Origin of the sequence: Catellatospora vulcania, assembly GCF_009720385.1 — a bacterium.
Taxonomy (GTDB): Bacteria; Actinomycetota; Actinomycetes; order Mycobacteriales; family Micromonosporaceae; genus Catellatospora; species Catellatospora vulcania.
In genome coordinates, this window is sequence record NZ_WARX01000017.1 from 17,367 (window position 1) to 43,782 (window position 26,416).

20 protein-coding genes and 1 pseudogene are annotated in these 26,416 nt (G+C 70.9%); 16 read left to right on the forward strand and 5 right to left on the reverse strand.

Annotated elements, in window-relative coordinates; all coding sequences use genetic code 11:
* Nucleotides 1-2 precede the first annotated feature (2 nt).
* The 4 genes from F6W97_RS31975 to F6W97_RS31990 all read left to right on the forward strand — a co-directional run bounded on the left by F6W97_RS31975 (nt 3) and on the right by F6W97_RS31990 (nt 5,535).
* Nucleotides 3-1,643: an ABC transporter permease subunit gene (locus F6W97_RS31975; protein ID WP_155374289.1), complete on the forward strand. Its 1,641-nt coding sequence runs from the start codon at nt 3-5 to the stop codon at nt 1,641-1,643.
* Entirely contained in the window at nt 1,640-2,485 is an 846-nt protein-coding gene (locus F6W97_RS31980; protein ID WP_155374290.1) for a sugar ABC transporter permease, read from the forward strand. Before F6W97_RS31975 ends, F6W97_RS31980 begins: the two co-directional genes overlap by 4 nt.
* 188 nt (nt 2,486-2,673) lie before the next feature.
* Complete coding sequence (locus F6W97_RS31985; protein ID WP_155374291.1) at nt 2,674-4,509, forward strand: glycoside hydrolase family 13 protein; 1,836 nt, start codon at nt 2,674-2,676, stop codon at nt 4,507-4,509.
* Nucleotides 4,510-4,683: 174 nt separating this feature from the next.
* Entirely contained in the window at nt 4,684-5,535 is an 852-nt protein-coding gene (locus tag F6W97_RS31990; protein WP_155374292.1) for a hypothetical protein, read from the forward strand.
* Nucleotides 5,536-5,803: 268 nt separating this feature from the next.
* On the opposite strand, the gene F6W97_RS31995 is transcribed toward F6W97_RS31990, so the two are convergent.
* On the reverse strand, nt 5,804-6,151 hold the full coding sequence (locus F6W97_RS31995) for a hypothetical protein (protein ID WP_155374495.1): 348 nt from the start codon (nt 6,149-6,151) through the stop codon (nt 5,804-5,806).
* Nucleotides 6,152-6,479: 328 nt separating this feature from the next.
* Between F6W97_RS31995 and F6W97_RS32000 the strand changes: the two genes are divergently transcribed.
* The 7 genes and pseudogenes from F6W97_RS32000 (at nt 6,480) to F6W97_RS32030 (ending at nt 14,564) form a co-directional block, all read left to right on the forward strand.
* Complete coding sequence (locus F6W97_RS32000) at nt 6,480-7,544, forward strand: BMP family lipoprotein (RefSeq protein ID WP_155374293.1); 1,065 nt, start codon at nt 6,480-6,482, stop codon at nt 7,542-7,544.
* A 315-nt stretch (nt 7,545-7,859) separates the two neighbouring features.
* Nucleotides 7,860-9,386 (forward strand): ABC transporter ATP-binding protein, encoded by a 1,527-nt coding sequence (locus tag F6W97_RS32005; protein WP_330164997.1) that lies wholly within the window; start codon nt 7,860-7,862, stop codon nt 9,384-9,386.
* A complete protein-coding gene (locus F6W97_RS32010; RefSeq protein ID WP_155374295.1) occupies nt 9,383-10,792 on the forward strand; it encodes an ABC transporter permease in 1,410 nt (469 codons plus the stop codon). Before F6W97_RS32005 ends, F6W97_RS32010 begins: the two co-directional genes overlap by 4 nt.
* A gap of 2 nt (nt 10,793-10,794) precedes the next feature.
* Nucleotides 10,795-12,063, forward strand: a complete 1,269-nt coding sequence (locus F6W97_RS32015) for an ABC transporter permease (RefSeq protein WP_155374296.1) — start codon at nt 10,795-10,797, stop codon at nt 12,061-12,063.
* A gap of 80 nt (nt 12,064-12,143) precedes the next feature.
* Nucleotides 12,144-12,539 (forward strand): annotated as a pseudogene (locus F6W97_RS32020) (cytidine deaminase); the annotation flags it as partial.
* A gap of 64 nt (nt 12,540-12,603) precedes the next feature.
* A complete protein-coding gene (locus F6W97_RS32025; RefSeq protein WP_155374298.1) occupies nt 12,604-13,881 on the forward strand; it encodes a thymidine phosphorylase in 1,278 nt (425 codons plus the stop codon).
* 5 nt (nt 13,882-13,886) lie between these two features.
* A complete protein-coding gene (locus F6W97_RS32030) occupies nt 13,887-14,564 on the forward strand; it encodes a DUF4272 domain-containing protein (RefSeq protein WP_155374299.1) in 678 nt (225 codons plus the stop codon).
* Between the two features lie 129 nt (nt 14,565-14,693).
* On the opposite strand, the gene F6W97_RS32035 is transcribed toward F6W97_RS32030, so the two are convergent.
* Nucleotides 14,694-15,539, reverse strand: coding sequence for a putative RNA methyltransferase (locus tag F6W97_RS32035; RefSeq protein WP_155374496.1), 846 nt, complete (start codon nt 15,537-15,539; stop codon nt 14,694-14,696).
* A 34-nt stretch (nt 15,540-15,573) separates the two neighbouring features.
* Between F6W97_RS32035 and F6W97_RS32040 the strand changes: the two genes are divergently transcribed.
* Complete coding sequence (locus tag F6W97_RS32040) at nt 15,574-16,641, forward strand: adenosine deaminase (RefSeq protein ID WP_155374300.1); 1,068 nt, start codon at nt 15,574-15,576, stop codon at nt 16,639-16,641.
* Here F6W97_RS32040 and F6W97_RS32045 read toward each other — a convergent pair.
* Nucleotides 16,613-16,981, reverse strand: coding sequence for a hypothetical protein (locus F6W97_RS32045; RefSeq protein WP_155374301.1), 369 nt, complete (start codon nt 16,979-16,981; stop codon nt 16,613-16,615). The two genes, F6W97_RS32040 and F6W97_RS32045, sit on opposite strands and share 29 nt — an antisense overlap.
* A gap of 477 nt (nt 16,982-17,458) precedes the next feature.
* Here F6W97_RS32045 and F6W97_RS32050 point away from each other — a divergent pair, with 477 nt between their 5' ends.
* Genes F6W97_RS32050 through F6W97_RS32065 form a run of 4 tightly spaced genes read left to right on the forward strand, consistent with a single transcriptional unit; the run spans nt 17,459 to nt 22,205 of the window.
* Entirely contained in the window at nt 17,459-20,770 is a 3,312-nt protein-coding gene (locus F6W97_RS32050; RefSeq protein WP_155374302.1) for a sensor histidine kinase, read from the forward strand.
* Entirely contained in the window at nt 20,767-21,171 is a 405-nt protein-coding gene (locus F6W97_RS32055) for a roadblock/LC7 domain-containing protein (protein ID WP_144122168.1), read from the forward strand. The genes F6W97_RS32050 and F6W97_RS32055 overlap by 4 nt, the downstream gene beginning before the upstream one ends.
* 58 nt (nt 21,172-21,229) lie before the next feature.
* Nucleotides 21,230-21,607, forward strand: coding sequence for a DUF742 domain-containing protein (locus F6W97_RS32060; RefSeq protein ID WP_120318038.1), 378 nt, complete (start codon nt 21,230-21,232; stop codon nt 21,605-21,607).
* Between the two features lies 1 nt (nt 21,608).
* Nucleotides 21,609-22,205, forward strand: a complete 597-nt coding sequence (locus F6W97_RS32065; protein WP_155374303.1) for a GTP-binding protein — start codon at nt 21,609-21,611, stop codon at nt 22,203-22,205.
* A gap of 201 nt (nt 22,206-22,406) precedes the next feature.
* Here F6W97_RS32065 and F6W97_RS32070 read toward each other — a convergent pair whose 3' ends face one another.
* Entirely contained in the window at nt 22,407-23,609 is a 1,203-nt protein-coding gene (locus tag F6W97_RS32070) for an ABC transporter substrate-binding protein (protein ID WP_155374304.1), read from the reverse strand.
* Nucleotides 23,610-23,739: 130 nt separating this feature from the next.
* The gene (locus F6W97_RS32075) at nt 23,740-26,388 is read right to left on the reverse strand and encodes a transposase (protein WP_155374305.1); all 2,649 of its coding nucleotides are present in this window, start codon (nt 26,386-26,388) and stop codon (nt 23,740-23,742) included.
* Nucleotides 26,389-26,416: the final 28 nt, after the last annotated feature.

Here is a 26,416-nt window from a genome sequence, read left to right on the forward strand (position 1 = left end):
TCATGACCACTGAGGTGACGGGTGCGGGGAGCGCGAGCTCCCCGCACCCGGGGTCGTCCGGGCAGGCCCCCGAGCAGCGCTCCCGGGGTGGACGGCGCGGTGATGCGGAGCAGGTCCGCCGCACCCGCGAGGTGTCCACCGGCTTCATCGTGTCGCGTATCGCGGTGCTGGGCATCGTCGCCGCACTGCTGATCTACGCGCTCCCGCCGCTGATCCAGACGGAGGCCTGGACCGCCCTGGGCGTCGTCGGCGTCGTCACGGCGCTCGTCGCCTACCTCTACCTGACCCCGCGCCACATCCCGGCGAAGTACCTGGTGCCGGGCACGATCTTCCTCATCGCGTTCGCCATCGTGCCGATCGTGCTGACCTTCATCACGGCCTTCACCAACTTCGGCGACGGGCACCGCGGCACCAAGGACGAGGCGATCCGGGCCATCGAGACCAGCTCGGTGACCCAGGTTCCGGGCTCCCCGGAGTACTACCTGACCATCGCCGAGAGCGACGGGAAGATGGTGTTCCTGCTGGTCGACCCGGCCACCAAGGCGGTCCAGGCGGGCACGGCCGACGGCCTGTCCCCGGTCGCCGGAGCCGACGTGTCACTGACCGGCAAGGTGCTGTCCGCCGCCGGGTACACCGTCATCCCGACCGCCCAGGCGGCCGAGCGCGACGCGGAGATCGCGGCGTTCTCGGTGCCGACCGCGGGCGGCGCCGTCAAGGCCACCGGCCTGAGCCGGGCCTTCGAGGGCAAGGCCGACAAGTCCTACGACGCGGCCTGCGACTGCGTGACCAGCCCGAGCGGCGGCCGGTGGGTCGCCGACGAGGTCGAGGGCTACTTCGTCGACGCCGAGGGCAAGCACCTCGACCAGGGCTGGAAGGTCGACGTCGGGTTCGCCAACTTCGCCAAGGCGCTGACCGACCCGACCATCTCCGGGCACTTCCTCAACGTGCTGATCTGGAACTTCGTCTTCGCGCTCAGCGCGGTCGCGACGACGTTCGCACTCGGCATGATCGTGGCGCTGGCGCTGCACTCGCCCCGGGTGCGCGGCACGAAGTTCTACCGGATCATGCTGATCCTGCCGTACGCCATGCCGGGCTTCGCCATGCTGCTGATCTGGCGGGACATGTTCAACACCGACTTCGGACTGATCAGCAAGCTGTTCGGGGTGCACGACTGGCTCGGCACGCCGACCACGGCCCGGCTCGGCCTGATCGTGATCAACCTGTGGATGGGCTTCCCGTACATGTTCCTGGTGATCACGGGTGCGCTGCAGGCCGTGCCGCGGGAGCTGACCGACGCGGCCCGCATCGACGGCGCGTCCGCGTGGGCCGGCTTCCGGCGGGTCACCCTGCCGCTGGTGCTGGTGGCGCTGACCCCGCTGCTGATCTCGTCGTTCGGCTTCAACTTCAACAACTTCAACAACATCAAGCTGGTCACCAACGGCGGGCCGTACGCCATCGACAACAGCACCGTCGGCGCGACCGACCTGCTGATCAGCTACACGTACCGGGTCGCTGGCTTCGACTCCGGCGTGGCCGACTTCGGCTTCGCCGCGGCCATCTCGGTGTTCATCTTCGCGATCGTGGCCACGGTCTCCACGGTGGCGTTCTGGCGCAGCCGGGCGCAGGAGGAGGTGTACTCGTGAAGTGGCTCCGAGAGGTCGGCTGGCGCTACGCGGTGGTACTGGTGGTCTGCGCGTTCGCGCTGTTCCCGGTGCTGTTCGTGGTGTCCGCCGCGATCAACCCGCTGGGCACGCTCGGCTCCACCGGGCTCATCCCGGAGGGCGCCAGCCTGAAGAACTTCGTGGACCTGCTGACCGGTGACCACCCGTTCACCAAGTGGTTCCTGAACTCGGTCATCATCGCGCTGATCTCGGCCTTCGCCGGTCTGCTGATCAGTGTGGCGGCGGCGTACGCCTTCAGCCGGATGCGGTTCCGGGGCCGCCGGGTGGGCCTGCTGTCCATCCTGCTCATCCAGATGTTCCCGCAGTTCCTGGCGATCGTGGCCATCTTCATCGTGTTCACCGAGGTCACCGAGCTTTACCCGACGTTCGGCTTCAACAAGCCGTGGGGCCTGCTGGTGCTCTACCTGGGCGGCGCGCTGGGCGTGAACACGTACCTGATGAAGGGTTACCTGGACACGGTGCCCAAGGAGATCGACGAGTCGGCCACCATGGACGGCGCGTCGCACGTGCAGACCTTCTTCCGCATCATCCTGCCGCTGGTCGGCCCGGTGCTCGCGGTCACGGCGATGCTCTCCTTCATCGGCACCATCAACGAGTTCCTCATCGCGAACGTCTTCCTCCGCGACACCGAAGCCAAAACCCTCGCGGTAGGCATGTACGGCATGTTGACCGACAAGCGGGACGCCAACTTCGGCATGTTCGCCGCCGCCACCCTCCTGACGGCCATCCCCACCGTGAGCCTCTTCCTCTGGCTCCAGAAATACATCGTCAGCGGCCTCACCGCCGGCGCAGTCAAGGGCTGACCCTTTCGCCGCGTTGATCATGAACTTATGGCACGGCTCGACGGTGTGTCGTCGCCACAACTTCATGATCAACACGGTGGGGGTGGGGCAGCAGTAGCAGTAGCTGCAGTGTCGCGACCTCGGGTTCCGGTGACGGGACTGCGGGCTGAAACGTCGACATCCTCTGAAAACGGAAGGATGGCGCGACAATGCGTCTCATCGAACAGCCGCATCATGACGGCTCGGCGCTCTACATTTCGGACACCGCACCGGGGCTGGGCGACGTGGTCACCGTGTGGGTGCGGGTGCCGGTCGCGGCGGACGTCAGCGCGGTGCACGTGCGGAGCACGCCGGACGGGGAGCCGTCGTTCGTCGCGGCAGAGGTGGATCCGGATCGGACCGGCGCCGCGGTCGGCGGGTACGGCGCGACCGACGTCTGGTGGCGGGCGGCGCTGACCGTGCGCAACCCGGTGACGAACTACCGCTTCCACCTGCGCACGGCGGCCGGGGACACGTACTGGCTGACCGCGGGCGGGGTCGTGGAGCACGAACTGCCCGACGACACCGACTTCCGGGCCGTGGCGTACGACGCGCCCCCGGCCTGGTCCGCCGACGCCGTGCTGTACCAGATCTTCCCGGACCGCTTCGCCCGCGCGGCGGACGCGAAACCGATGGCGGCGCTGGACCTGCCGGACTGGGCGCTGCCCCGCGAGTGGGACCGCGACGAGGTCATCGGGCAGGGGCCGGGCACCGCCGAGCAGCTGTTCGGCGGCGACCTGGACGGCATCGCCGAGCACCTGGACCACATCCAGGGGCTGGGCGTGAACACCGTGTACCTCACCCCGGTCTTCCCGGCCCGGTCAAACCACCGCTACGACGCCTCCACCTTCGACGAGGTGGATCCGCTGCTGGGCGGGGATGCGGCGCTGGCCCGGCTGGCCGAGGCCGTGCACGCGCGGGGGATGCGGCTGATCGGCGACATCACTTCCAACCACTGCGGCGACGCCCATGAGTGGTTCACCGACGCGTCCTCCGATGTGGACTCCGCTGAGCGGGAGATGTTCTATTTCGATCCCGAGACCGGCGACTACGAGGCCTGGTGCGGGGTCAGGAGCCTGCCGAAGCTGAACTGGGCGAGCCCGCTGGTGCGGCAGCGGATGACCGCGGTGCTGCGGCGCTGGCTGGTGCATTTCGACGGCTGGCGGGTGGACGTGGCCAACATGACCGGCCGCCGCGGCGCGCAGGACGACGCCCACGAGGTGGCCGCGCTGATCCGCCGGGCCCTGCCCGCCGAGGCGATGCTGGTCGGCGAGCACATGCACGACGCCACCGGCGACCTGGACCGCGACGGCTGGCACGGGGCCATGAACTACCTCGGGTTCACCCGCCCGGTCTGGGCCTGGCTGCGCGGCGAGGCTCCGGGCCTGCCCAACTTCTTCGGCACCCCGGGCGACGTGCCGAGCCGGGACGGGACGGCGACCCACGCGACCATGCGGGCGTTCGCGGCGCGGGTGTCCTGGCGGTCGCTGATCCACTCGTGGAACATCCTCGACTCGCACGACTCGGCCCGCATCCGCACCGTCACCGGCTCCGCAGCCCGGCAGCTGGTCGCGCTGGGCATGCAGGTCACGCTGCCGGGAACCCCCATGGTGTACGCCGGCAGCGAGTTCGGCCTGACCGGCTGGAACGGCGAGAACGCGCGTACCCCGATGCCCTGGCGCCGGCCGGCCGATCGCGACGAGCAGACGCTCGCGGCCTACCGGGAGTTGCTGGGGTTGCGGGCCGCGGAACCGGCGCTGCGCCACGGCGGGCTGCGCTGGCTGCATGTGACCAGCGATACCATGGTCTACCTGCGGGAATCGGAGCAGAATGCACTTCTGGTGGCGGCTTCGCGCGCGGCCGGTGAGGATGTCTCACTTGCCCTGGGCGCGCGGGCTGTCGGCGTCTTCGCTGCTACGGACCTCGAACCGGACGGCACGGGTCGGCTGACCCTGCCGGGCGACGGTCCGGCCCTGCGCGTGTGGCGACTGGAACCACCCCGCTGACAGGCGGTGGCGGCACGCGGTTCGACCCCGTGTGCCGCCACTTGCCGTAAACGTGTCGACACGCCGTGTGATCGTGAGATTTCCACATGATCGATCGCCGGTATGTCCTTTTCGGGCGTGTCGCCCTCGCGACTCACGCAAGATCGCGTGAACCGGGGTCTTACGCTGACGCCCGTGCCCAAGCCGCCGCTGCGCCCCGAAGCGCTCGCCCGCCGGATCTTCCGGGGAGCCGACGCGCTGGAGTCGGGTCTGCTCACCCGTGCCCAACTACGCAGCTCCGCCTGGCGGCCGCTGTTCCGCGGGGTGTACGCCGACCGCGACCTGACCATCACCCACCGCCTGCGCTGCCTGGCCGTGAGCGACTTCCTGCTGCCCGAGGACGGGGTGATCGCCGGCCGCTCCGCCGCCAGCCTGTACGGCGCGCCGTACGGGGCGGACGAGCCGGTGGAACTGCTCACCCCGGGCCGGTTCGGGCCGATGGCGGGCATCGTCGTGCACCGCGGACCCGTGCCGGAGAAGGACGTGACCCGGCGGGTCGACGGCATCCGGGTCACCACGCCCCAGCGCACCGGCTGGGACCTGGCGCGCTGGCTCGACGTGGTGGAGGCGGTGGCGCTGCTCGACGTGATGGTGTCCCGGGGCGCGGTGAGCGTCGGCGCGCTGACGGAGTACGCCCAGGCCCGCATCGGCAAGCCCGGCTGGGGGCGGCTGCTGAAGGCGGCGCAGCTGGTCGACCCGGCCGCGCGCGGGGCGCACGAGAGCCGGGTGCGGGTGCGGCTGGTGCTGGCCGGGGTGCCGGCCCCGGTGGTGAAGTACGTGCTGGCCCGGGACGGGGAGCCCGCGGTGCGGCTCGACCTGGCCTGGCCGGCTCACCGGGTGGCGGTCACCTGCGCGGACGAGCCCGCGCCGGGGCCTGGTGGCGAGTGGCTGACGGTGCCCGCGGACCCGCAGCGCGTCGCCGCGGACTTCGACTCCCTGGTCCGCGACCTCAAGGCCGCCCTCCGCGCCCGCCGCCCCCACCCCTGACCCGGCTGCTCGGTGCGGGGCCTCCGCCTCCGCGCCCGGCTGCCTTGACCCGGCCTCCGGCCTCCGCTCCCGGCTGCCTTGACCCGGCCTCCGCCTCCGCGCCCGGCCGACCGCTGGTGCGTTTCCCGCCCGGCTTCGGCCGGAAACGAGGAAGATCGCTGTTTCGTGTCGAGATCTGCGTTTGGACCACAGCTTTTGACACGAAACAGCGATCTTGACCGTGACGCCGGCCGCGGTCGCCACCGCCGCGAGGACGGTGGCGGGACGGTCAGCGCCAGAAGACGGCTACGGCGGCGTTGACCAGGGTCAGGCCGATGATGGCCAGGAAGTGGCCCTTGTTGACCGTCTCGCGCTTCTTGAGGTACGGGATCAGCACCATGATGAAGATCATGATGGCGATGACACCCTTGACCGCCAGCTTGACCGGGTCGGGCTGGACCTCGCGGCCCAGCGGCGCGGCCAGTGCGACGCCGGTGACCACCTGGATGGTCGCGCCCCACAGCATGACGGCGTTGATGTAGATGCGTCCCGTGTAGTACTGCACCAGCGCGCCGCCCAACAGCAGGGCGAAGCCGACAAGGTGCGCGTATCGCAGGATCAGGCGTACAGCTTCCAATGCGTCCACGATCGCCGAGGGTACGCGAGCAGGTGTCGCGGACATCACGCCCCGGTCCCAACCAGGTATGGACCTGAAAGAATGCCCGGTTCGTACCTTGCTGTGTGAGTTAAGGCGGGCATGGCCGACGCAGCTTCGTGACCCATTACACGTCCTGGTCACGCGGGGGTAACGACCGTTCAACAACCCTGCACGATTGTCGTCCGGACAGCGATATGAAGGATATGTTGCTGGGCGAGGTTCACCGTGCCGCCATCTGTACACAAGATGGAAGACCATGTGCGGTGTCTTTATGGGAGAGGAGACCGTCTTGCGCCCTGTGCGTGGGATGAAGATTGTCGCGCTTGTCGCGTCTGCGGGCCTCGCGTTCGCCGCAGCCGCCTGTGCCAAGCCGACTGAAGAGACGCCGGGTACCGGCACCAGCGCCGCTGCTGCCAAGTACAGCGCGTGCATGGTGACCGACACCGGTGGTATCGACGACCACTCGTTCAACGCGTCGTCCTGGGCGGGCCTGCAGGCCGCCAAGGCCGCGAACCCTGCGATCGACCCGACCTACACCGCGTCGACCAGCATGGCTGACTACGACCCGAACCTGGCCAACTCGGTCACCAAGGGTTGCAAGTACATCCAGGCTGTCGGCGGTCTGATGGGCGACGCGACCAAGAAGGCCGCGACCGCCAACCCGACCACGCAGTTCTCGATCGTCGACGCCGACAACCTCGGCCTGACGAACGTGTACCCGATCCAGTTCCAGACCCAGCAGGCGGCGTACCTCGCCGGCTACCTGGCCGCTGGCTACTCGAAGTCGGGCAAGGTCGGCACCTACGGCGGCATGAAGATCCCGCCGGTGACGATCTTCATGGACGGCTTCGCCGACGGTGTGGCCGCCTACAACAAGGCCAAGAGCAAGAACGTCCAGGTGCTCGGCTGGGACAAGGCCAAGCAGGACGGCCTGTTCACCGACGACTTCGGCTCGCAGGACAAGGGCAAGCAGAAGTCGGACACGCTGGCCGCCCAGGGCGCCGACGTGATCTTCCCGGTCGCGGGTGGCGCGGGCCTCGGCTCGGCCGCCAACGCCGGCAGCAAGTTCGTCGTGATCTGGGTCGACGCGGACGGTTTCGACACCACCAAGTACGGCTCGGTCATGCTGACCACCGTGGTGAAGAACTCGACCGACGGTGTGAAGGAGGCCGTGACCAAGGCCGCCGGCACCCCGGGCACCCTGCTGACCGGCGGCTTCATGGGCACGCTGGCCAACAACGGCGTCTCGCTGGCTCCGTACCACGACTTCGACAGCAAGATCGACCCGGCCCTCAAGGCCGAGGTCGAGGCGCTGAAGCAGGACATCATCTCCGGCAAGATCGTGGTTGAGTCCCCGGCCCAGCCGAAGTGACACCCGGTCGTCCTCTCCGGTGAGATGATCACCGGAGAGGGCGGCCTCGCTTTCCTCAACCGGCCGCTGTCCCCGCCACGGAATCCGTGGTCGAGATGGCGGCCGGACCGGTTGACGCCGCAGTGCGGACCGGGGAGTGCGCTCCCCCCGGGGCCGCCCACATAATGAGCGCACACTCGCCCTCGGCAGACGGAACGTCGCGGCCCCCGCCGCCCGGCCCGCTCCGGTGGAGCACGGGACCAACGGAGGTCGGAGCTGAGACTCGAACTGCGCGGCATCACCAAGCGATTCGGTGACCTCGTCGCAAACGATGACATCCACCTGACCGTCGAACCGGGCGAGATCCACGCGCTGCTCGGCGAGAACGGCGCAGGCAAGTCCACTCTCATGAACGTGCTGTACGGCCTGCTGCAGCCGGACTCCGGCGAGATCCTCGTCGACGGCGCACCCGTACGCATCAAGGGCCCCGGCGACGCCATCAAGGTCGGCATCGGCATGGTGCACCAGCACTTCATGCTCGTGCCGGTCTTCTCCGTCGCCGAGAACATCATGCTCGGCGCGGAGCCCGCCCACGGCGGCTTCATCGACCACGGCAAGGCCGTGAAACTGGTCCGTGAGGTCTCCCAGCGCTACGGCCTGCCGCTGAACCCCGACGCGATCATCGAGGACCTGCCGATCGGCATCCAGCAGCGCGTCGAGATCGTCAAAGCGCTCACCCGCGACGTCGACCTGCTGATCCTCGACGAGCCGACCGCCGTGCTCACCCCGCAGGAGACCGACGAGCTGCTCGAGGTCATGCGCGGGCTGAAGGCGGCCGGCAAGTCCATCGTCTTCATCACGCACAAGCTGCGCGAGGTCAAGGCGGTGGCGGACCGGATCACCGTGATCCGCCGCGGCCGGACCGTGGGCACCGCCGAGCCGACCGCTCCCGAGTCGGAGCTGGCCGAGCTGATGGTCGGCCGCAGCGTGGTGCTGGAGGTGCCGAAGGAGGCCGCCGTGCCGGGCGAGCCCGTGCTGGAGATCGCCGGCCTCGTCGTCGCCGACGACCGCGAGCACCGTGCGGTCGACGGCGTGGACCTGGTGGTACGCGCCGGAGAGGTGCTCGGCATCGCGGGTGTCCAGGGCAACGGCCAGACCGAGCTGGTCGAATCGATCATGGGGTTGCGCCCCGCGCGGGCCGGCAGCGTGCACCTGTCCGGCAAGCCGATCACCACCTGGCACACCCGGGAGGTGCTGCGCGCCGGTGTGGGCTACGTGCCCGAGGACCGCAGCGTCGACGGCCTGGTCAAGGAGTTCTCGGTCGCCGAGAACCTGGTGCTCGACCTGTACGACCTCCCGCCGTTCGGCGGCCGGTTCGCGCTCGACCTCGACGCCATCGAGGCCCAGGCGGAGCAGAAGATCGCCGAGTTCGACGTGCGCACGCAGTCGCCGCACCAGCCGGTCGGCGCGCTGTCCGGCGGTAACCAGCAGAAGGTCATCGTGGCGCGGGAGATGTCCACGCCGCTGAAGCTGCTCATCGCGTCGCAGCCCACCCGCGGCGTGGACGTCGGCTCGATCGAGTTCATCCACTCCCGGATCGTCGCCGAGCGCGACCGCGGCGCGGCCGTGCTGGTCGTCTCCAGCGAGCTGGACGAGGTGGTGGCGCTGGCCGACCGGGTCGCGGTGATGTACCGCGGCCGGGTGCTGGCGGTGGTCTCCCCCGACACGCCGCGCGAGACGCTGGGCCTGCTGATGGCCGGCATCGACCCCAGTAGCAGCTCGCACACCCCCGGGACACCGGCATCCGGCGAGCAGGACACCCAAGGTGAGGGTATGAGCGAGCACGGCGAGGCAGCCTCATGACGTCGCACGAGCCGATCGAGGCCGAGCCCGGCGCGACCGCGGCGTCGCCCGACAAGGGCCCGGCCCAGCCGACGCCCGGCGTGGACCAGTACCACGTCGATCCGTCGCTGCCCGCCGCCGGTGTCGAGGAGCGCCACGACCAGGCGGAGCGGCAGCCGAAGCACCGCGCCCCCGCGCCCGAGGAAGGAAAGCGGTCCTTCGGGCGTACGTTCCGCGAGGAGCTGTGGGCGAACAACAACTTCACGGTCACGCTGCTGGCCATCGTGCTCGCGCTGATCTGCGGCGGCGTGCTGATGGTCATCGGCAACGCCGAGGTCCGCGACCAGTGGCAGTACCTGCTCTACCAGCCGGGCAAGACGATCGGCGACACCTGGGCCTTCGTCAGCACCGCGTACACCGACATGTTCAAGGGCGCGGTCGTCAACCCGGACACGGTGAACCGCTGGTACTGGAACATGACCACCTGGCAGCAGGTGTTCTACCCGATCTCGGAGACGCTGACCAACGCCGCTCCGCTGATCTTCACGGGCCTGGCGGTGGCGGTGCCGTTCCGCGCCGGCCTGTTCAACATCGGCGGCCAGGGCCAGGCGATCATGGGCGCCATCGGCGGCGGCACGGTCGGCCTGGCGCTGTCCCTGCCCGCGATCGTCCAGGTGCCGCTCGGCGTGCTCGCGGGCGCGCTGCTCGGCGGTCTGTGGGGCTACCTCGTCGGCATCCTCAAGGCGCGTACCGGCGCCCACGAGGTCATCCTGACGATCATGCTCAACAACATCGCGTTCCTGTTCCTGGGCTGGTTCATCCTGCAACAGGGGATCAAGGATCCGGCCCGCTCGGACGCGATCAGCAAGCCGATCCAGGAGTCCGGCCGGCTGCCGCAGCTGATCCCGGACCCGCTGCTGCGGGCCAACCTCGCCATCGTGCTGGCCGTGCTGGCCGCGGCCGGGGTGGCCTGGCTGCTCAAGCGCGGCCGGTTCGGCTTCGAGCTGCGGGCGGTCGGGCACAACCCGCACGCCGCGGCCACCGCCGGCATCAAGGTCGGCACCACGGTCGCGCTGACCATGGCGCTGGCGGGTGCGCTGGCCGGTCTCGGCGGCACCAGCGTCGCGCTGGGCACCGCCCCGGCGCTGACCGTCGACATGCTCGGCCAGATCGGCTTCAACGGCATCCTGGTCGCGCTGCTCGGCCGGGTCCGGCCGTGGGGTGTGGTCGGCGCCGGGCTGCTGTTCGGCGCCCTGCAGGCGGGCGGCAACGCGATGCAGACCTTCTCCGGGGTGTCCGTGGAGCTGGTCGGCGTGATCCAGGCACTGATCGTGCTCTTCGTCGCCGCCCCGGCGCTGGTGAAGGCGATCTACAGGCTGCGCAGGTCGCCGGCTGCGGCCGCGCAGGCCGGATTGGCGAAGGGCTGAGCATGACTACCTCCACGATGGACGTCGAGCTGGCGGTGCCGGAGGCGTACTGGACCCGGGCCCGCAAGACCGGCGCGGTCATGATCGTCCTAGGCCTGCTGGCCACGATCCTGTTCGGTGCCCTGGCCAGCTCCGAGAACGCGCGCTTCGCGCTCGGTGAGAACGTGTCCGGGGCCGGGTTCGACATCCCGGGCACCGCCGGCGCGATCCTCTTCGGGCTGGTCGCGCTCGCGGCCGGCGCGGCGCTGCTGGTCACCGGCAAGCACTTCGGGGTGCTGACCGGCGTCGCCCTGATGGGCTTCATCATCTCGGCGCTGTGCTGGCAGATGTCGGTGTCCCCGGTGTCGCACATCATGCCGCTCGGCTTCATCGCCGCGGCCACCTTCACCGCCGCTATCCCGCTGATCTTCGGTTCGCTCGGCGGCGTGCTGTGCGAGCGCAGTGGCGTGGTCAACGTCGCGATCGAGGGACAGCTGCTCACCGGCGCGTTCTTCGGGGCGCTGTTCGGCACGCTCACCGGCAGCTTCTGGCTCGGCCTGCTGGCCGCGGCGATCGGCGGCGCGCTGCTGTCCGCGATCCTGGCCGTGTTCGCGATCAAGTACCTGGTGGACCAGGTCGTCGTCGGCATCGTGCTGAACGTGTTCGCGGGCGGTCTCACCGCGTTCTTCTACGAGCAGGTGATGCGGCCGGACACGGACGCGTACAACTTCCCGGGCAAGGTGCCGAGCTGGCCGATCCCCGGGCTGGTCGACATCCCGATCATCGGGCCGGCGCTGTTCAACGGCAACATCTTCAGCTACGGCTCGCTCATCGCGGTGGCCGTGATCACGATCGCGCTGTTCCGCACGCGCTGGGGCCTGCGTACCCGGGCCGTCGGCGAGCACCCGGCCGCGGCGGACACCGTCGGCATCCGGGTGCTCGGGCTGCGCTACGCGAACGTGCTGATCGCGGGCCTGGTGGCCGGGTTCGGTGGCGCGTACTTCTCGATGCTGTCGACCACCGGGTTCAGCAAGTACATGGTCAGCGGCGCGGGCTTCATCGCGCTGGCCGCCATGATCTTCGGCCGGTGGCACCCGGTCGGGGCTTTCTTCGCGTCGCTGTTCTTCGGCTTCTTCGGCGCGCTGACCGGCTTCCTGACCAGCATCAGCAGCCCCATCCCGAGCCAGTTCCTGAGCATGCTGCCGTACGTCGCGACGATCTTCGCGGTGGCCGGGCTGGTGGGACGCGTCCGCGCGCCCGCGGCCGACGGCAAGCCCTACGTCAAGGGCTGACGGCTAGGCTGGATGGTCCGATCTTGCGTGGCGCCCGGCCGGGCGCCACGCCGGACGGGCGAACGTGGAAAGGGGCCGTGATGGACGTCGACTGGGAGATGCTGCGCGAAGAGGCGGTGCGGGTGATGCACCGCGCCTACGCGCCCTACTCGAAGTTCCCGGTGGGCGCCGCGGGGCTGGTCGACGACGGCCGTGTCGTCGTCGGCTGCAACGTCGAGAACGCCGCGTACGGCGTGGTGCTGTGCGCCGAGTGCGGCATGGTGTCCCAGCTGCACGCCACCGGTGGCGGCAGGCTGGTCGCGATGGCGTGCGTGAACGCCTCCGGCGATCCGCTGCTGCCCTGCGGGCGCTGCCGCCAGCTGCTGTGGGAGCAGGGCGGCCCGCGCATGCTGATCGACGCCGAGGGGGGCCCGCTGACCATGGCGGAGCTGCTCCCGCACGGGTTCGGCCTGGCCGAGCTGGAAGCTGTCAACGGAGGAATGCAGTGAGCGAGCGGGTCATGGGCGCGGTCGTCGAAGCCGGTCGGAACGAGGAGCAGGCATGAGTTTCGCGGCTGTCGACGTCATCCGGGCCAAGCGGGACGGTGGCGAGCTCGACGACGAGCAGATCGACTGGGTCGTCGACGCGTACACCCGCGGCCATGTCGCGGATGAGCAGATGTCTGCGCTGGCCATGGCCATCCTGCTGCGCGGCATGACCGACCGGGAGATCGCCCGGTGGACCGCCGCGATGATCGCCTCCGGGGAGCGGCTGGACCTGTCCAAGGTCTCCCGGCCGACCGTGGACAAGCACTCCACCGGCGGCGTCGGGGACAAGATCACACTGCCGCTGACCCCGCTCGTGGCGGCCTGCGGCGCGGCCGTGCCGCAGCTGTCCGGCCGCGGGCTCGGCCACACCGGCGGCACACTGGACAAGCTGGAGTCGATCCCCGGCTGGCGGGCTGCGCTGAGCAACGAGGAGTTCATCTCACAGCTGCGTGATGTCGGCGCGGTGATCTGCCAGGCGGGCGAGGGCCTCGCTCCGGCGGACCGCAAGCTGTACGCGCTGCGCGACGTCACCGGGACCGTCGAGGCGATCCCGCTGATCGCCAGCTCGATCATGAGCAAGAAGATCGCCGAGGGCACGGGCGCGTTGGTGCTCGACGTGAAGGTCGGTCGGGGCGCGTTCATGAAGTCGGTCGAGCATGCCCGCGAACTGGCCCGCACCATGGTCGAACTCGGCCGGGCGCACGGCGTCGACACGGTCGCACTGCTCACCGACATGAACACCCCGCTGGGCCGGACCGTCGGCAACGCCGTCGAGGTGCAGGAGTCGCTGGACGTGCTGGCCGGCGGCGGCCCCGCCGACGTGGTCGAGCTGACCCTGGCGCTGGCCCGCGAGATGCTGTCCGCGGCCGGGCTGTCCGACGTCGACCCCGCCGACGCGCTGCACGACGGGCGGGCCATGGACTCCTGGCGGGCGATGATCCGCGCCCAGGGCGGCGACCCGGACGCGCCGCTGCCCGTGGCGAACGAGATCGAGCAGGTCAAGGCCGAGCGCTCCGGCATCGTGGCGTCGGTCGACGCGCTCGGCATCGGCCTGGCCGCCTGGCGGCTCGGGGCGGGCCGGGCCCGCAAGGAGGACCCGGTCAGCGCCGCCGCCGGGGTCGTGCTGCACAAGCGTCCCGGTGACCGGGTCGCCGCCGGCGAGGTGCTGTACGAGCTGCGCGCCGACGATCCGTCCCGGCTGCCGGCGGCCCGCGTCGACGCCGCGTCGGCCGTCGTCGTCGGGGACGGGCCGGCGCCCGTACGCCCGCTGATCATCGACCGGATCGGCTGACCGGCGTGGCACTGCCCGCACCGGACCCCCTCGCCGTGCGCGCCGCCAGCTTCCAGGAGCTGACCCGGCTGGGCGTGCCGCTGCCACCGGACACCTACCCGCTGGTATGGGAACCGGGGGACACCGTCGAGCTGCGACCCACGGGCGAGCTGGAGGCCCGCGCGGCGATCCTGCACGTGGCGCTGGAGCGGGTCTTCGGCATGCCGCCCGCCGAGGCCGAGAAGTGGCTCGACGCGAACGCCCTCATCCCGGACGTGACCGAGCCGGAGTGGGCCTGGATCGTCGACGAGCTCGGCGACCGGCAGTCCTTCGTGCTGCACATGGACGCGCTCGCCGGGATCTGCTGGGTGCTCGGCGTCATCAAGACGCTCGACCCGCTGCTGGTGCCGCCGCGTCTGATGGAGTCCCTGCCGGACCTGCACGGGGGCGAGACCTTCCCGGCCTGGCAGGCCCGCATCCTGGCCGCGCCGCGTGACCCCACGGTCGTCGCGGCAGCGCTCGACCTGCACTACTGCCTCGACTGGTCGTTCCAGGAGATGGAGCGCCAGGGCCTGCGGCCACCCGGCGAGCTGAACGCCAACGCGATCGGCCAGCGGCGCTGGGCGCTGGAGTGGTCGTCGGTGTTCCTCGGCGAGTTCCACGACCCGCCGGGCGGTTGGGAAGAGGTCGACCTGTCGGTCTGACCGGCCCGCGGGTCCGGAGGGCAAGATCGCTGTTTCGTGTCGAAAGGTGCGGTTGGACCGCAGGTTCTGACACGAACCGGCGATCATGGCGGTGGCGGTGGCGGTGGCGGAGTGATGGGACCGGGGCGGTCAGCGGGGGCGGTAGGTTCCGATGCGGACGGAGGCCGTGCAGGTCACCGGGGCTGTGGCGCGGGACTGGCTGTGGAAGGCGTTGGGACCCATCGCGATCAGGTCGTCGGCTTGCGTGGCGGTCAGGTGGAGGTCCCACTCCAGCAGCTGTTCGCCGGTCTGGGTGAAGTCGCGCAGCTCGTGGGCGAGGCGTTCGGCCTTGGACGGATCGACCGACAGCAGGCCCAGCCGCTCGCGCAGCTCCGCGAGGTGCCGTTCGGTCGGGGTGACCACCACCAGCAGGCCGCCGGGCTTCAGCACCCGGCGCATCTGCGTGCCGTTGCGCGGGGCGAAGACGTTGAGCAGCAGGTCGACGCTGTCGTCGGCGAGCGGCAGGGTGCCCCAGGTGTCGGCGAGCACCGCTCCGGCCCGCGGGTGTGCCTTCGCCGCCCGCCGCAGCGCCGCCTTGCTGACGTCGAACGCCAGCCCCTGCGCCTGCGTCCAGCCGTCGAGCACAGCCGCCAGGTAGTACCCCGTCCCGGCACCCAGATCCACCACCAGCGGCACCGTCCCGCCGCGCTGATCATGAAGTTGTGGCCGCGACACGCCGTCGACCCGTGCCATAAGTTCATGATCAACCAGGTTGGTGAGGGTGGTGGCGAGGGGGAGGTAGTGGGCGGCGGAGAGGAAGGCGGTGCGGGCGGCGACCATGGCGGGGGTGTCGCCTTCGGGGAGCTTGCGGCCGGTGCCGAGGGTGACGTAGCCGTGTTTGTTGAGGTCGAAGCTGTGGTTGTTCGGGCAGCGCAGGGTGGGGTCGGTGCGGGTCAGGGGCTGGGCGCAGACGGGGCAGCGCAGCGCGTCAGTCATCTCGGCGGTGAGCACACCGAATATCTTGGTGCATGTGACTCCGACCTATGACGAGATCGTGAAGGCGCCCAAGGCACTGCTGCACGACCACCTCGACGGCGGCCTGCGCCCGGCCACCATCGTCGAGCTGGCCGCCGAGATCGGGCACGAGCTGCCCGCCACCGATGCCCGGGAGCTGGGCGAGTGGTTCGTCTCCGCGGCCGACAGCGGATCGCTGGAGCGCTACCTGGAGACGTTCTCGCACACGGTGGCGGTCATGCAGACCGCGCCCGCGCTGCGCCGGGTGGCCCGCGAGTGCGCGCTGGACCTGGCCGCCGACGGCGTGGTGTACGCCGAGGTGCGGTACGCCCCCGAGCAGCACCTCACCGCCGGGCTGACGCTGCCCGAGGTGGTGGAGGCGGTGCTGGCCGGGTTCGCCGAGGGCAGCGAGCAGGCCGCTGCGGCGGGCACCCCGATCCGGATCGGCACCCTGCTCACCGCGATGCGGCACGCGGCCCGCTCGATGGAGATCGCCGAGCTGTCCACGGCGTACCGCGACGCGGGGGTGGTCGGCTTCGACATCGCCGGGGCGGAGGCGGGCTACCCGCCCACCCGGCACCTGGACGCGTTCGAGTACCTCCAGCGGGAGAACTTCCACTTCACCATCCACGCCGGCGAGGCGTTCGGGCTGCCCTCGATCTGGCAGGCGCTGCAGTGGTGCGGGGCGGACCGGCTGGGCCACGGCGTGCGCATCGTCGACGACATCGAGCCGGGCACCGGCAAGCTGGGCCGGCTGGCCGGGTACGTGCGGGACAAGCGGGTGCCGCTGGAGCTGTGCCCGTCGTCGAACGTGCAGACCGGGGCCGCCGCCTCGATCGCCGATCACCCGATCGGGCTACTCCGCGACCTGCGCTTCCGGGTGACGGTCAACACCGACAACCGGCTGATGAGCGGCACCTCGATGTCGCGGGAGATGGCGCTGCTGGTGGAGGCGTTCGGCTGGGGCTGGGTGGAGCTGCAGTGGTTCACCATCAACGCCATGAAGAGCGCGTTCATCCCGTTCGACGAGCGGCTGACGATCATCAACGAGGTGATCAAGCCGGCTTACGCGAAGCTGCTGTGACCAGCAGCCGCGCGCGGCGGTGCAGCGCCGCGGCGGTGGTGGGCCGGCAGCCCAGCTCGCACTGCCGGCCCAGGACCTGGGCGTCCTCGCGCCACAGGCGCAGCCCGCGGCGCACCAGGACCAGCGGCGGCTTGCGGTGCTCAGCCAGGTCGCGGACCAGCCGCCGGGCGAACGTGACGGTGCGCGGCCGGTGCAGCGCCAGCGCGTCCGCCAGCACTCCTGCCTGCGTACACGCGCCGACCATCTCGGCCGCGAAGATGCCCTCGGCGATGAACAGGGGCGCGCCGTCGAGGTGGAACGGCCTCGCGCCGATCCGGGCACTGAGGCTGATGTCGTACACGGGCACCTGAGTGTGACCCGTTTGAGCCAATTGTGTGACCGCAGTCATAGCCGCGTCCAGGTCCCAGGAAAAAGGGGACTCCCAGTCGGCCATCTCATTCACTCGGGGGAGTGTCGGGTCGGTGCCTTCCTTGTAAAAATCATCGAGGCACAGGACCGGAAGCCCGGTCTGGCGCGCTACGTACGATTTGCCCGATCCGGAAGGACCGGCAAGAAGGATAACTCGGGCGCTTTGGACACTCACCGTGCGTGACTCCAAGGAAACTGCGGGCTGAACTGTGCGGTTGGCCTGCAAGAGCATCCCATCCGGTGTCGGATTCCAGGCAGCCTGGGCTTTCCTCTTTTCACCGGGCGTGATGGAATCTCGGGGGTCCGTCCCTAGCTCGCCGGGATGGGCTGTGTACGGTGCCCGGCGCGACCCCCGCGCCATCCGCACTTTCGCGGATCTCGATGGTGGTACCGACAGGAGGGCGGTGACGTGAGCAAGCGGCCAGGAACGCAGAACAACGCGGTCCTTTCGCGTCTCCGACGGCCTGTGAGCCGGCTCCGGGACATGCCGATCTGGTCCAAGCTGGGCCTGATCATGATCGTTCCGACTCTGGCCACGATCGTCGTGGGCACCAACGGTCTGTTGGACAACCTCGACACAGCGACGGGCGCCGACCGCACACGGATTCTCTCCGTGTTGGTGAAGGAGTCAGGCGCACTCGTCGACGACCTCCAGAACGAGCGTGCGGCAGCGGTCATGCTGCTCGGCACGACCAACACGCCGCCGGCGTCGTACGAGAACTCCGGCAAGCTGGTCGACGAGGCCAAGAAGCCGTACGCGCAGCAGCGCGGCGCGCTGGTCGACGTCGACGACAGCCTCCGGGACCTGCTCGTGCAGATCGACTCGGGACTTTCCAGCCTGCCCTCCGTGCGAGAGCAGGTGAAGGACCGCAAGATCAAGCAGTCCGACGCGGCGATGCGCTACCAGGTGATCATCGATTACCTGCTGCAGATCCGTGACAGCGCCGCCCAGATCGCCGGTGGCGGCGACCTCGGTGACGGCCTGCGCGCGGCCAGCGCGATCGCCACGTACAAGGAATTCCTCTCGCAGGAACGGGTCATCGTGCACCGGGCATACATGCTCGGTGGCCTGAACACGGGTCTGCGCAAGGACTTCATCGCCACGCTGACCGGCCAGGAACAGGCGCGCGACGCCTTCGAATCGGTGGCCAGCGACGCGGACATGGACCTGTTCAACAGCCAGGTGACCGGCCCGACGCTGCGCAAGTCGTCGAAGTTCCAGGCCGACATCGAGGCGCTGCTGGGCGAGTCGCTGTCCTCGCTGAACTTCTCCGCGGCCGAGTGGGACCAGAGCATGCGCGACCACGGCGGAGTGCTCCGCAAGGTCGAGCAGCAGCTGGACTCCGACGTCGAGGTGACCGCGAGCGACCTGCGTGACGAGGTCACCCAGCAGGTTCTCGTGCAGACCGGCCTGCTGCTGGGCATGCTGCTGCTGGCGATCCTCTTCGCCTGGCTGGTGGCCCGCTCGATGGCCCGGTCGCTGCGCGAACTGCGCCACGGCGCGCTCAGCATCGCCCAGTACGGCCTGCCCCAGGCCGTGGCCCGGCTGCGCGACCCGGCGCTGTCCTCACAGCTGTCGCCGGTGCAGGTCGCCAACCAGATCGCCGAGCCTCTGCCGGTGCGCAGCAAGGACGAGTTCGGGCAGGTGACCGAGGCGTTCAACGCGGTCCACCTGGAGGCCGTCCGCACCGCCGCCGAGCAGGCAGCCCTGCGGTCGTCCGTCGCGACGATGTTCGTCAACCTCGCCCGCCGCTCGCAGATCCTGGTCGACCGGCTCATCGGTCACCTGGACCGCCTGGAGCGCGGCGAGGAGGACCCGGACCGGCTGGCCGAGCTCTTCCAGCTGGACCACCTCGCCACCCGAATGCGCCGCAACGACGAGAACCTCCTGGTCCTCGCCGGCGCCGACTCCACCCGTGTGCAGCGCGAACCCGCGGCTCTGCTGGACGTGCTCCGTGCCGCCCAGTCCGAGGTCGAGCACTACACCCGGATCGAGTTCGGGGTCATCGACCGTGACATCGAGGTCGCCGCGCACGCGGTCAACGACCTGGTGCACCTCATCGCCGAGCTGTTCGACAACGCGACCGCGTTCTCCCCGCCGGACTCGACCGTCATGGTCGAGGCACGCCGGGTGGGCGACCGCGCCGTGCTCTACGTCGAGGACCACGGCATCGGCATCTCGCCGGACATGCTCAACGAGATCAACGAGAAGCTGGCCAGTCCGCCGCAGGTGGACGTGGCGGTCTCCCGGATGATGGGCCTGGTCGTGGTCGCGCGGCTCGCCGCACGGCACGGGGTCAAGACGGAGCTTCGGCTCTCGGCCGACCGGGGCATCATCGCCGACGTCACGCTGCCGACCGCGGTCCTGGTGCCGCGTGCCCTGGCAGGCGGCCGCGCCGCCGGCCCGCCGCGGGAACTGCCCGGGTTCGCCCCGGCTCCCAACGTGCGCCAGCAGCCCCCGGCAGCTCCCGCGCAGCGCTCGTCCTCCTTCGCGCCGCTGGCGCTGGAGTCGGGCTCCGGGCTGGGTGCTCCGGCCGGTGCCGGCCGCCCGGTCAACGGCGGCGGCAGCGGCGGGCGGCTCTTCGACGCCCCGCCGGCTCCGCCCGCTCCGGAACTGCCCGTCAGCGCGCCGCCCTCGCGGGCCGGCATGCCGGCGTGGTCGGACCTGACCGGTGTCAACGGCTCCAACGCGGCGCAGTCCAGCTTCGGCGAGGCGCTCCCGCAGCGGCGGGTGCCGGCCGACACCGATCGGCCGGACTCGTTCAACCAGCCGCAGATCCCGCGGCAGTCCTCGTCGCCCGCCGAGGAGCGCGCCAACCCGTCCTGGAACCAGCAGAGCTGGGCCGGGCCGGCGGTGCCCGCTCCGGCGTCTCCGCAGACGCCGAGCAGCCCGTACACGAGCCCTGGCATGCCGATCTCGGCCGTCCCGGTCTCCGCGGTGCCCGTCTCGGCAGCGCCCGTCTCGGCGGCCCCGCTGGACGTTCCCGCGTCCGCCGTGCCGCCGGTCTGGCCGCCGGTCAGCCACGAGGACAGCAGGGCGGCGACGCCGGACATGACGGCCGAGATGCCGCGGATTCCGGACGAGTACCCGGTCGTGGACACGCGTATCCCGTTCGCTGACGAGACGATGGAGCTGCCGATCTTCCGGGAGCTCGAGTCGGCCTGGTTCAGCACGCGGCGTACGGCAGTCGATACACCAGGTCAGGACGAGAAAACTGCCCCTCCCGCGAACGTCCCCCAAGACACTACGATCACCGCACAGTTCCCCGCCGTTGAGCGCAACGGTCACGGGAGCAACGGTGGACCGAAGGTCAGCACAGCGGCGGGAGCTTCCGACCTGCCGAGCAGGGACGTGAGCATGGGGAGTACACAGTCTGGCCGCGAGGCCGCCGGATACGAGGTACCGGCGCCTTACCGGCCGAGCTGGCAGACAGCCGCGGACGACGGATGGGCGGCCGCCACGGCGATCGCCAACAACACGGCACCTTCGGAATCGACGGCCGCCGGGCTGCCCAAGCGCACCCCGATGGCACAGCTGGTCCCCGGCGGTGTGGAGAAGGGCGCTACCACCGTGCAGCGCCGTACGCCGGAGGGCGTCCGCGGACTGCTCTCCGCCTACCACCGCGGGGTGCAGCGTGGCCGCACTCAGCACAAGGACGATGATGTGATTCCGGGCTCCACCGAGACCGGAAGCCAGTCTGGCAAGGAGCAGGAGGCATGACCACTACGCAGGATCTTGGTTGGCTGTTGGCCAACTTCGCCGACCGGGTGCCGGGCGTCGCCCATGCGGTCGCGGTGTCCGCGGACGGCCTTCTGCTCGCGTCCTCCCGGGATCTTCCCCGGGACCGGGCCGACCAGCTGGCCGCCATCTCATCCGGTCTGGTGAGCCTCACGCAAGGTGCCGCCCGCTGTTTCGAGGGCGGGGCGGTGTTGCAGACTGTCGTGGAGATGGACAACGGGTTCCTTTTCCTGATGTCCATCTCCGATGGTTCCTCGTTCGCGGTGCTCGCTTCGCGAAGCTGTGACGTGGGCCAGGTCGGGTACGAGATGGCGCTTCTCGTGGACCGGGTGGGCGACGCGCTCACCCCGGCCCCGCGCAGCGCCGCAGGCGTGCTGGGCTGAGGCACAACCGTCCCGGAGGGTCCGGGGACGGCACTGGGGAAGGGGGTGAACGGCGACGATGCCCGACAGAGAAGAACCGACCGGCGCATTGGTACGGCCGTACGCCGTGACCCGTGGCCGCACCCGGCCGCGATTGGAGATCGCGATCGAGGCGCTGGTGGAGACGACCGTACGTGGTCGCTCTGCCGGCACCTCGGGTCGCGGCGGCCACGGGCGGGAACATCAACACATCGCGTCTCTCTGCGACGGCAAGGTGCAGTCGCTCGCGGAGATCGCAGCACGGATGCGGCTGCCGCTCGGTGTCGCCCGTGTCCTCATCGCGGACATGGCGGCAGACGGCCTGGTCGCGGTATACGAGCCGACGTCGTTTGAGAGTAACGACGCGGTAGGCACTGAACTGCTGGAGAGGGTACTCAGTGGACTTCGGAGGCTCTGACATGTCACACCGCCCGGCGCAACAGCCTGGCGGTCGTGTGACATCGGCGAAGATTGTCATCGCCGGCGGCTTCGGCGTCGGTAAGACGACGCTGGTTGGGTCCGTTTCGGAGATCACGCCGCTGACCACTGAAGCGATTATGACTTCGGCCGGCGTCGGCGTGGACGACACGCGCTCGGTCCCCAACAAGACCACCACCACGGTGGCCATGGACTTCGGCCGTATCTCCATCGATCGCGACCTGATCCTGTACCTGTTCGGCACGCCTGGCCAGACGCGTTTCTGGTTCATGTGGGACGAGCTGGTGCGGGGCGCGATCGGCGCGGTGGTCATGGTGGACACCCGCAGGTTGGCGGACTGCTTCGCGGCGATCGACTTCTTCGAACACCGCAAGCTGCCCTACCTGATCGCGATCAACCAGTTTGACGGTCAGCAGTACCACAACGCCCAGGACGTTCGCGACGCGCTCGCGATCTCCTCGGACGTGCCCGTGGTCAGCTGCGACGCGCGTAACCGCGAGTCGACCAAGCAGGTGCTGATCTCCCTGGTGGAGTACGTGCTCTCGATGCGGCGTACCCGCACCGGAGCCCCCGCCTGACATAGCCAGGCACCTCAAGGCCCGCCGTCCCCGGACAGCGGGCCTGAAGTGCTGTCCGGCCCCTTTGCCGCAAGTCTTAAAGACTCGCGCCCTCAGACGGTCTCTGAGGGCGCGAGTCTTTAAGAGTTGTGCCAGAAGGCCAGAGGTCGGGCGGGCCAGAGGTCGGGCGGGCCAGAGGCCGGGGTGGTCAGGAAGGGAGGGTCAGCTGAGGCGGACCCAGGCGCCCTGGCGGACGACGAAGGGGGCGAGGGCGTCGGCTTCGAGGCCGCCGTGGGAGATGGGCTGGAAGGCGTAGGCCCCGGTGATGCCCTCGATCGGACCGCCCTCGAGGCGGCCGCGCAGGCGTTGCGGATCGGTGCTGACGGCCCGGCGGGCGGCGGTGGCCATCAGCGTCAGCGCGTCAGCCCCGTACGGCGCGAAGCCGGTGAACGAGCCGTACTGCTGGATGTAGCGGTAGATGAAGGTGCGCTGGGCGCGTCCGGAGGGCGTGGTGGCCACCGTGGGGGCCCCGGCGAGCACAGCGGGGTGCACGACGTAGGCGCCTTCCATCGCGCGGGCGTTGGGGCCGTTGAGGGTCTCGTCCGCGCCCGCACCGGCGTCGAGGAACACCTTGCCCTCGTAGCCGGCGTTGCGCAGCGCGGCGACCGCGGCGGCGCTCACCGGGGCCTGCGCCCAGATGATGACCGCGTCCGCCTCGGCGTCGGCGATCCGTGCGGCGGCGCTGCCGTAGGCCCGGCCGGACCGGGGCAGGCGCACGGTGTCGACGATGTCGCGTCCGCTGGCGAGCATGGCCCGGGGCAGCGCGCGCACACCCGCGTCGCCGTGCCCGTCTGCGGTCGCCAGCACGGCGACCTTCACCAGCTGCTGCTTGCGGATCTCGCGGCCCATGACGGCCGCGACATCCGAGGCGTTCGCGCCGAGCTGGTAGACGAACTTCCGGTTGGGCAGCGGCACGGTCATGTCGTCACCGCTGTTGAGGCACAGGAACGGGACCTTGCCCGGCTCGGCCACGGAGATGATCGCGCGGGCCGTCTCGACGGTCGCGCCGCCGATGATCGCGCTGACCTTGTCCTGCTCGATGAGGTCCTTGGCCTGCTGCATCGCGGTCGCCGCGTTGCCGCCGTTGTCCTTGACAACCAGCCGGATGTAGAGGCGGCCCTCGCCGTACGGGATGCCGATCGAGTTGATCTCGTCTGCGCCGACCTTCAGCGCCTGCTCCTGGAGCTTGCCGAGAGTCGAACCGGCGCCGGTGAGCTCCAGGTTGACGCCCAGCACCAGCTCCCCGGTGGCGCCCGCGGCCGTCGCGTCGGGCTCGGCGCAGGCGGCCAGCAGCACCCCGGCGGCCAGTCCGAGTCCGCCGGTGAGGGCGCTTCGTCGGGTCAGTCCACCTGTGGCGCTGTTCATGACGTGCCTTTCCGTGGTGCAGGGGTGCGTGGGCAGTGGCGTGAGCCACTGCCGCACACGTATCGTGCTGTCCCGCCGGCGCGGGGGTCAAGCCAGGGGACTATGGCCTGGGACACACTGAAACTGCAGGTCAGCGGTAGTTCGCCGCGCGGTAGTTGTAGTCGTCCCGGTCGTCGCGTGCGTCCTGCTCGCGGCTGAAGTCCCAGCCGTTGGCAGACTCCCGGCCCGGTCGGCCGCCGACGGCGAAGCCGCCCTGGCCGGGCGCGCCGCCCAGTTCCTGGTTGCCGCGGCGCCAGCCGCGGAAGTAGTTGCTGGTGTGCGCGGCGATGCCGGCGGCGTCGCGGACTATGCGCAGCGGGCGCTCCTCGCGCTCCGGCGTGGAGCCGGGCACCAGGTTGGCCTGCGGGACGCGGCGGGGCAGGCCCGCCGTGGTGTCGACGCCGACCTGCGGGCGCGCTGCCTGCTCGGCGGCGCGCCAGCCGGTGTCCATGGTCGAGTTCCAGGTGGTCTCGGTGTCGTCGCCCGGCCCGGCGAACCAGGCCGAGGAGACCGACGCGAAGATCAGCAGGTCGTCGTCCTCGCCGGAGGCCGGGCTGGAGGCGCGCTCGGTGCGGCGCGGCTTGGGCCGGGCCCCGGTCAGCGCGCTGTCGTCGACCAGGCGCAGCGGGGGTTCGTCGCGCACGCCGCGGCCGTTGCGCCGGGCGGGTTCGTCCACCAGCCGCAGCGACGGGGACTCGGGCAGCACCAGGTCGTCGTCGAGCCAGGGCGGGGTGATCCGCCCGTCGGCGGGCCGGGCCGGCTCCTCCGGCTCGGGGTTCAGCGGCCAGTTGGCGCGCGAACCGGCGGGCGCCGCGGGCGGCTGCGGCGTCATGCCCAGCGGGTCGACCTGCATCCGGGTGATGTCGCTCGGCACGTCGGTCGCGGACGGCGCGTTGTAGCGCGGCCGCTCCCCGGTGTCGCGCAGGTTGTCCTGCCCGAAGCCGCTGCGGGCGCGCTCGGCGAGCTCGTTGGCCAGCCGCTCGGCGGCCGACGGCTGGTAGCCGCGCGGGGCGCGGTCGTCGTAGTCGTTGGCCCGGTCCGTTACGGGCGGCTGGTAACCACCACGCGGGGCGCGGTCGTTCGCGGGCTCGGCGGCCTGCTGGTAACCACCACGGGGGGCGCGGTCGTTCACCGGCTCGGCGGGCGGCTGGTAGCCGCCGCGGGGGGCGCGCTCGGCCCGGTCGTTCGGCAGCTCCGGGGCGGGCTGCTGATAGCCGCGCGGCGCGTCGTTCGCCGGTTCGGCCGAGGGCTGGTAGCCCCGCGGCGCGTGGTCCGCCAGGTCGGCGGCGGGCTGCTGGTAGCCACGCTGCACCGGCTCGACGGACTCGTCGGGCAGGTCCGCGGACGGGGCCTGGTTGAACCCGCGCGCGGCACGCTCACCGCTGATGACGGCATTGGTCAGGGTCGGCACGAACGGCTTGCCCGCGTCGGCCGGCGGCCGCGAGGTGCGCTGCGCCGGGATCGGGGTCTGCCGGGCCGGGATCGGGGTGGGCGCCTGCCGGGTGGGGGCGGCAGGGGCCTCCTGGCGCGCCGCAGCGGGCGTGGCGACGATCGGGGTACCCGTGATCGGGGTCGGCTCGAAACCGGGCGGCACGGGCGGCGTGGAGGGCGCCCACGCGGGACGCTCCACCGGCGGCGGGGCCAGGGGCGTGGCGGACACCGGTTCCGGGGCAGTCGGCGGGGCCTGCACCGGGCGCGGCTGCGCCGGGGCGGCGTTCACCGCGGTCGGCTGCACCCGGCGGCGGGCGCCGGTCGCGGCGGCCATCGCGGGCGGTGCGGAGGTGACCGGAACCCCGGTCCGCCGGGCTGCGGGCTGGGCGGGCACGGCGGCCGCCTGCGGGGCCATCCGCTCGGCGAGGGCGTCGATGATGGCGGCGCCGGCGGCGTCGGAAGAGCGCACCGCGGCCACGCTGTGCCGCACGGACTCGGCCACGGCAGCGGTCAGCTGCTTGCCGATGCCGTTGCGGCGCGGGGTCTCGGCGATGGCGACGCGCAGCGCGGTGACCGCCTCCAGGGCGGTGCCGCTGTCGCAGACGCCGTCGGCGACGAGCCGGGCGGCGACGGTCTCGGCGGTCGCGCCGTTGTCACGGTTGCGGGAGCCGGACTGGCCGGCCAGCATGCCCGGCTCGGGCAGCGCCTCGAGCACGGCCAGGGCGACCGGTGCGGCCGGGTCGGGGTAGGCGCGCAGGGCGGCGGGGTACAGCTCGCGCAGCACCTCGCGCAGGGCCACCGCGGCGGCGTGCCGGCCGACGGCCAGCGCGGCGTGCGCGGCCAGCACCGGCTTGAAGGCGACGAACTCGCGGGGCGCGGGACCGACCACTGCGGACAGCGCACCGGCCTGCAGCGCGCGGGCGAGCCCGACGGCACGGCGCTCGTCGGGGGAGGAGTTGACCTCGTCCAGGGACTCGTCGTCGGCGAACCGGTCGGCGAAGTCGTCGGCGGACTCGTCATCGGTGTACGCGATCGCCCGGCCTGCCGCGGCGAGCAGCGAGATGACCTGCTGGTCGTCGCTGTCGGCGGCCACCGTGACCATCGTCGAGCCGCCGAACCTCTCCGCCAGCAGCGACGTCACCAGCGCGTAGCCGGTGGGATCGTCGTTGATGACGCAGAACTCCAGCAACCTGCCGGAGTCGTCGACAACGGCGACGGTCAGCCGGTTGACGGCCGCCGCAAGGTTGTCCCCCGCGTCGACCTCCGGAGCTGTCGACGCGATACCGCAGTACACCCGCACGAGCGCCACGGACTCGTCCTCCTCCCGGACCCCTCGT

What these genes read in the sequence shown, in the direction of transcription:
- F6W97_RS32015 (WP_155374296.1), top strand. Translation starts at nt 10,795, where the DNA reads ATGACTACCTCCACGATGGACGTCGAGCTGGCGGTGCCGGAGGCGTAC.
- F6W97_RS31985 (WP_155374291.1), top strand. Translation starts at nt 2,674, where the DNA reads ATGCGTCTCATCGAACAGCCGCATCATGACGGCTCGGCGCTCTACATT.
- F6W97_RS32025 (WP_155374298.1), top strand. Translation starts at nt 12,604, where the DNA reads ATGAGTTTCGCGGCTGTCGACGTCATCCGGGCCAAGCGGGACGGTGGC.
- F6W97_RS32065 (WP_155374303.1), top strand. Translation starts at nt 21,609, where the DNA reads ATGTCACACCGCCCGGCGCAACAGCCTGGCGGTCGTGTGACATCGGCG.
- F6W97_RS31975 (WP_155374289.1), top strand. Translation starts at nt 3, where the DNA reads ATGACCACTGAGGTGACGGGTGCGGGGAGCGCGAGCTCCCCGCACCCG.
- F6W97_RS32055 (WP_144122168.1), top strand. Translation starts at nt 20,767, where the DNA reads ATGACCACTACGCAGGATCTTGGTTGGCTGTTGGCCAACTTCGCCGAC.
- F6W97_RS32035 (WP_155374496.1), bottom strand. Translation starts at nt 15,539, where the DNA reads ATGACTGACGCGCTGCGCTGCCCCGTCTGCGCCCAGCCCCTGACCCGC.
- F6W97_RS32070 (WP_155374304.1), bottom strand. Translation starts at nt 23,609, where the DNA reads ATGAACAGCGCCACAGGTGGACTGACCCGACGAAGCGCCCTCACCGGC.
- F6W97_RS32010 (WP_155374295.1), top strand. Translation starts at nt 9,383, where the DNA reads ATGACGTCGCACGAGCCGATCGAGGCCGAGCCCGGCGCGACCGCGGCG.
- F6W97_RS32000 (WP_155374293.1), top strand. Translation starts at nt 6,480, where the DNA reads ATGAAGATTGTCGCGCTTGTCGCGTCTGCGGGCCTCGCGTTCGCCGCA.
- F6W97_RS32060 (WP_120318038.1), top strand. Translation starts at nt 21,230, where the DNA reads ATGCCCGACAGAGAAGAACCGACCGGCGCATTGGTACGGCCGTACGCC.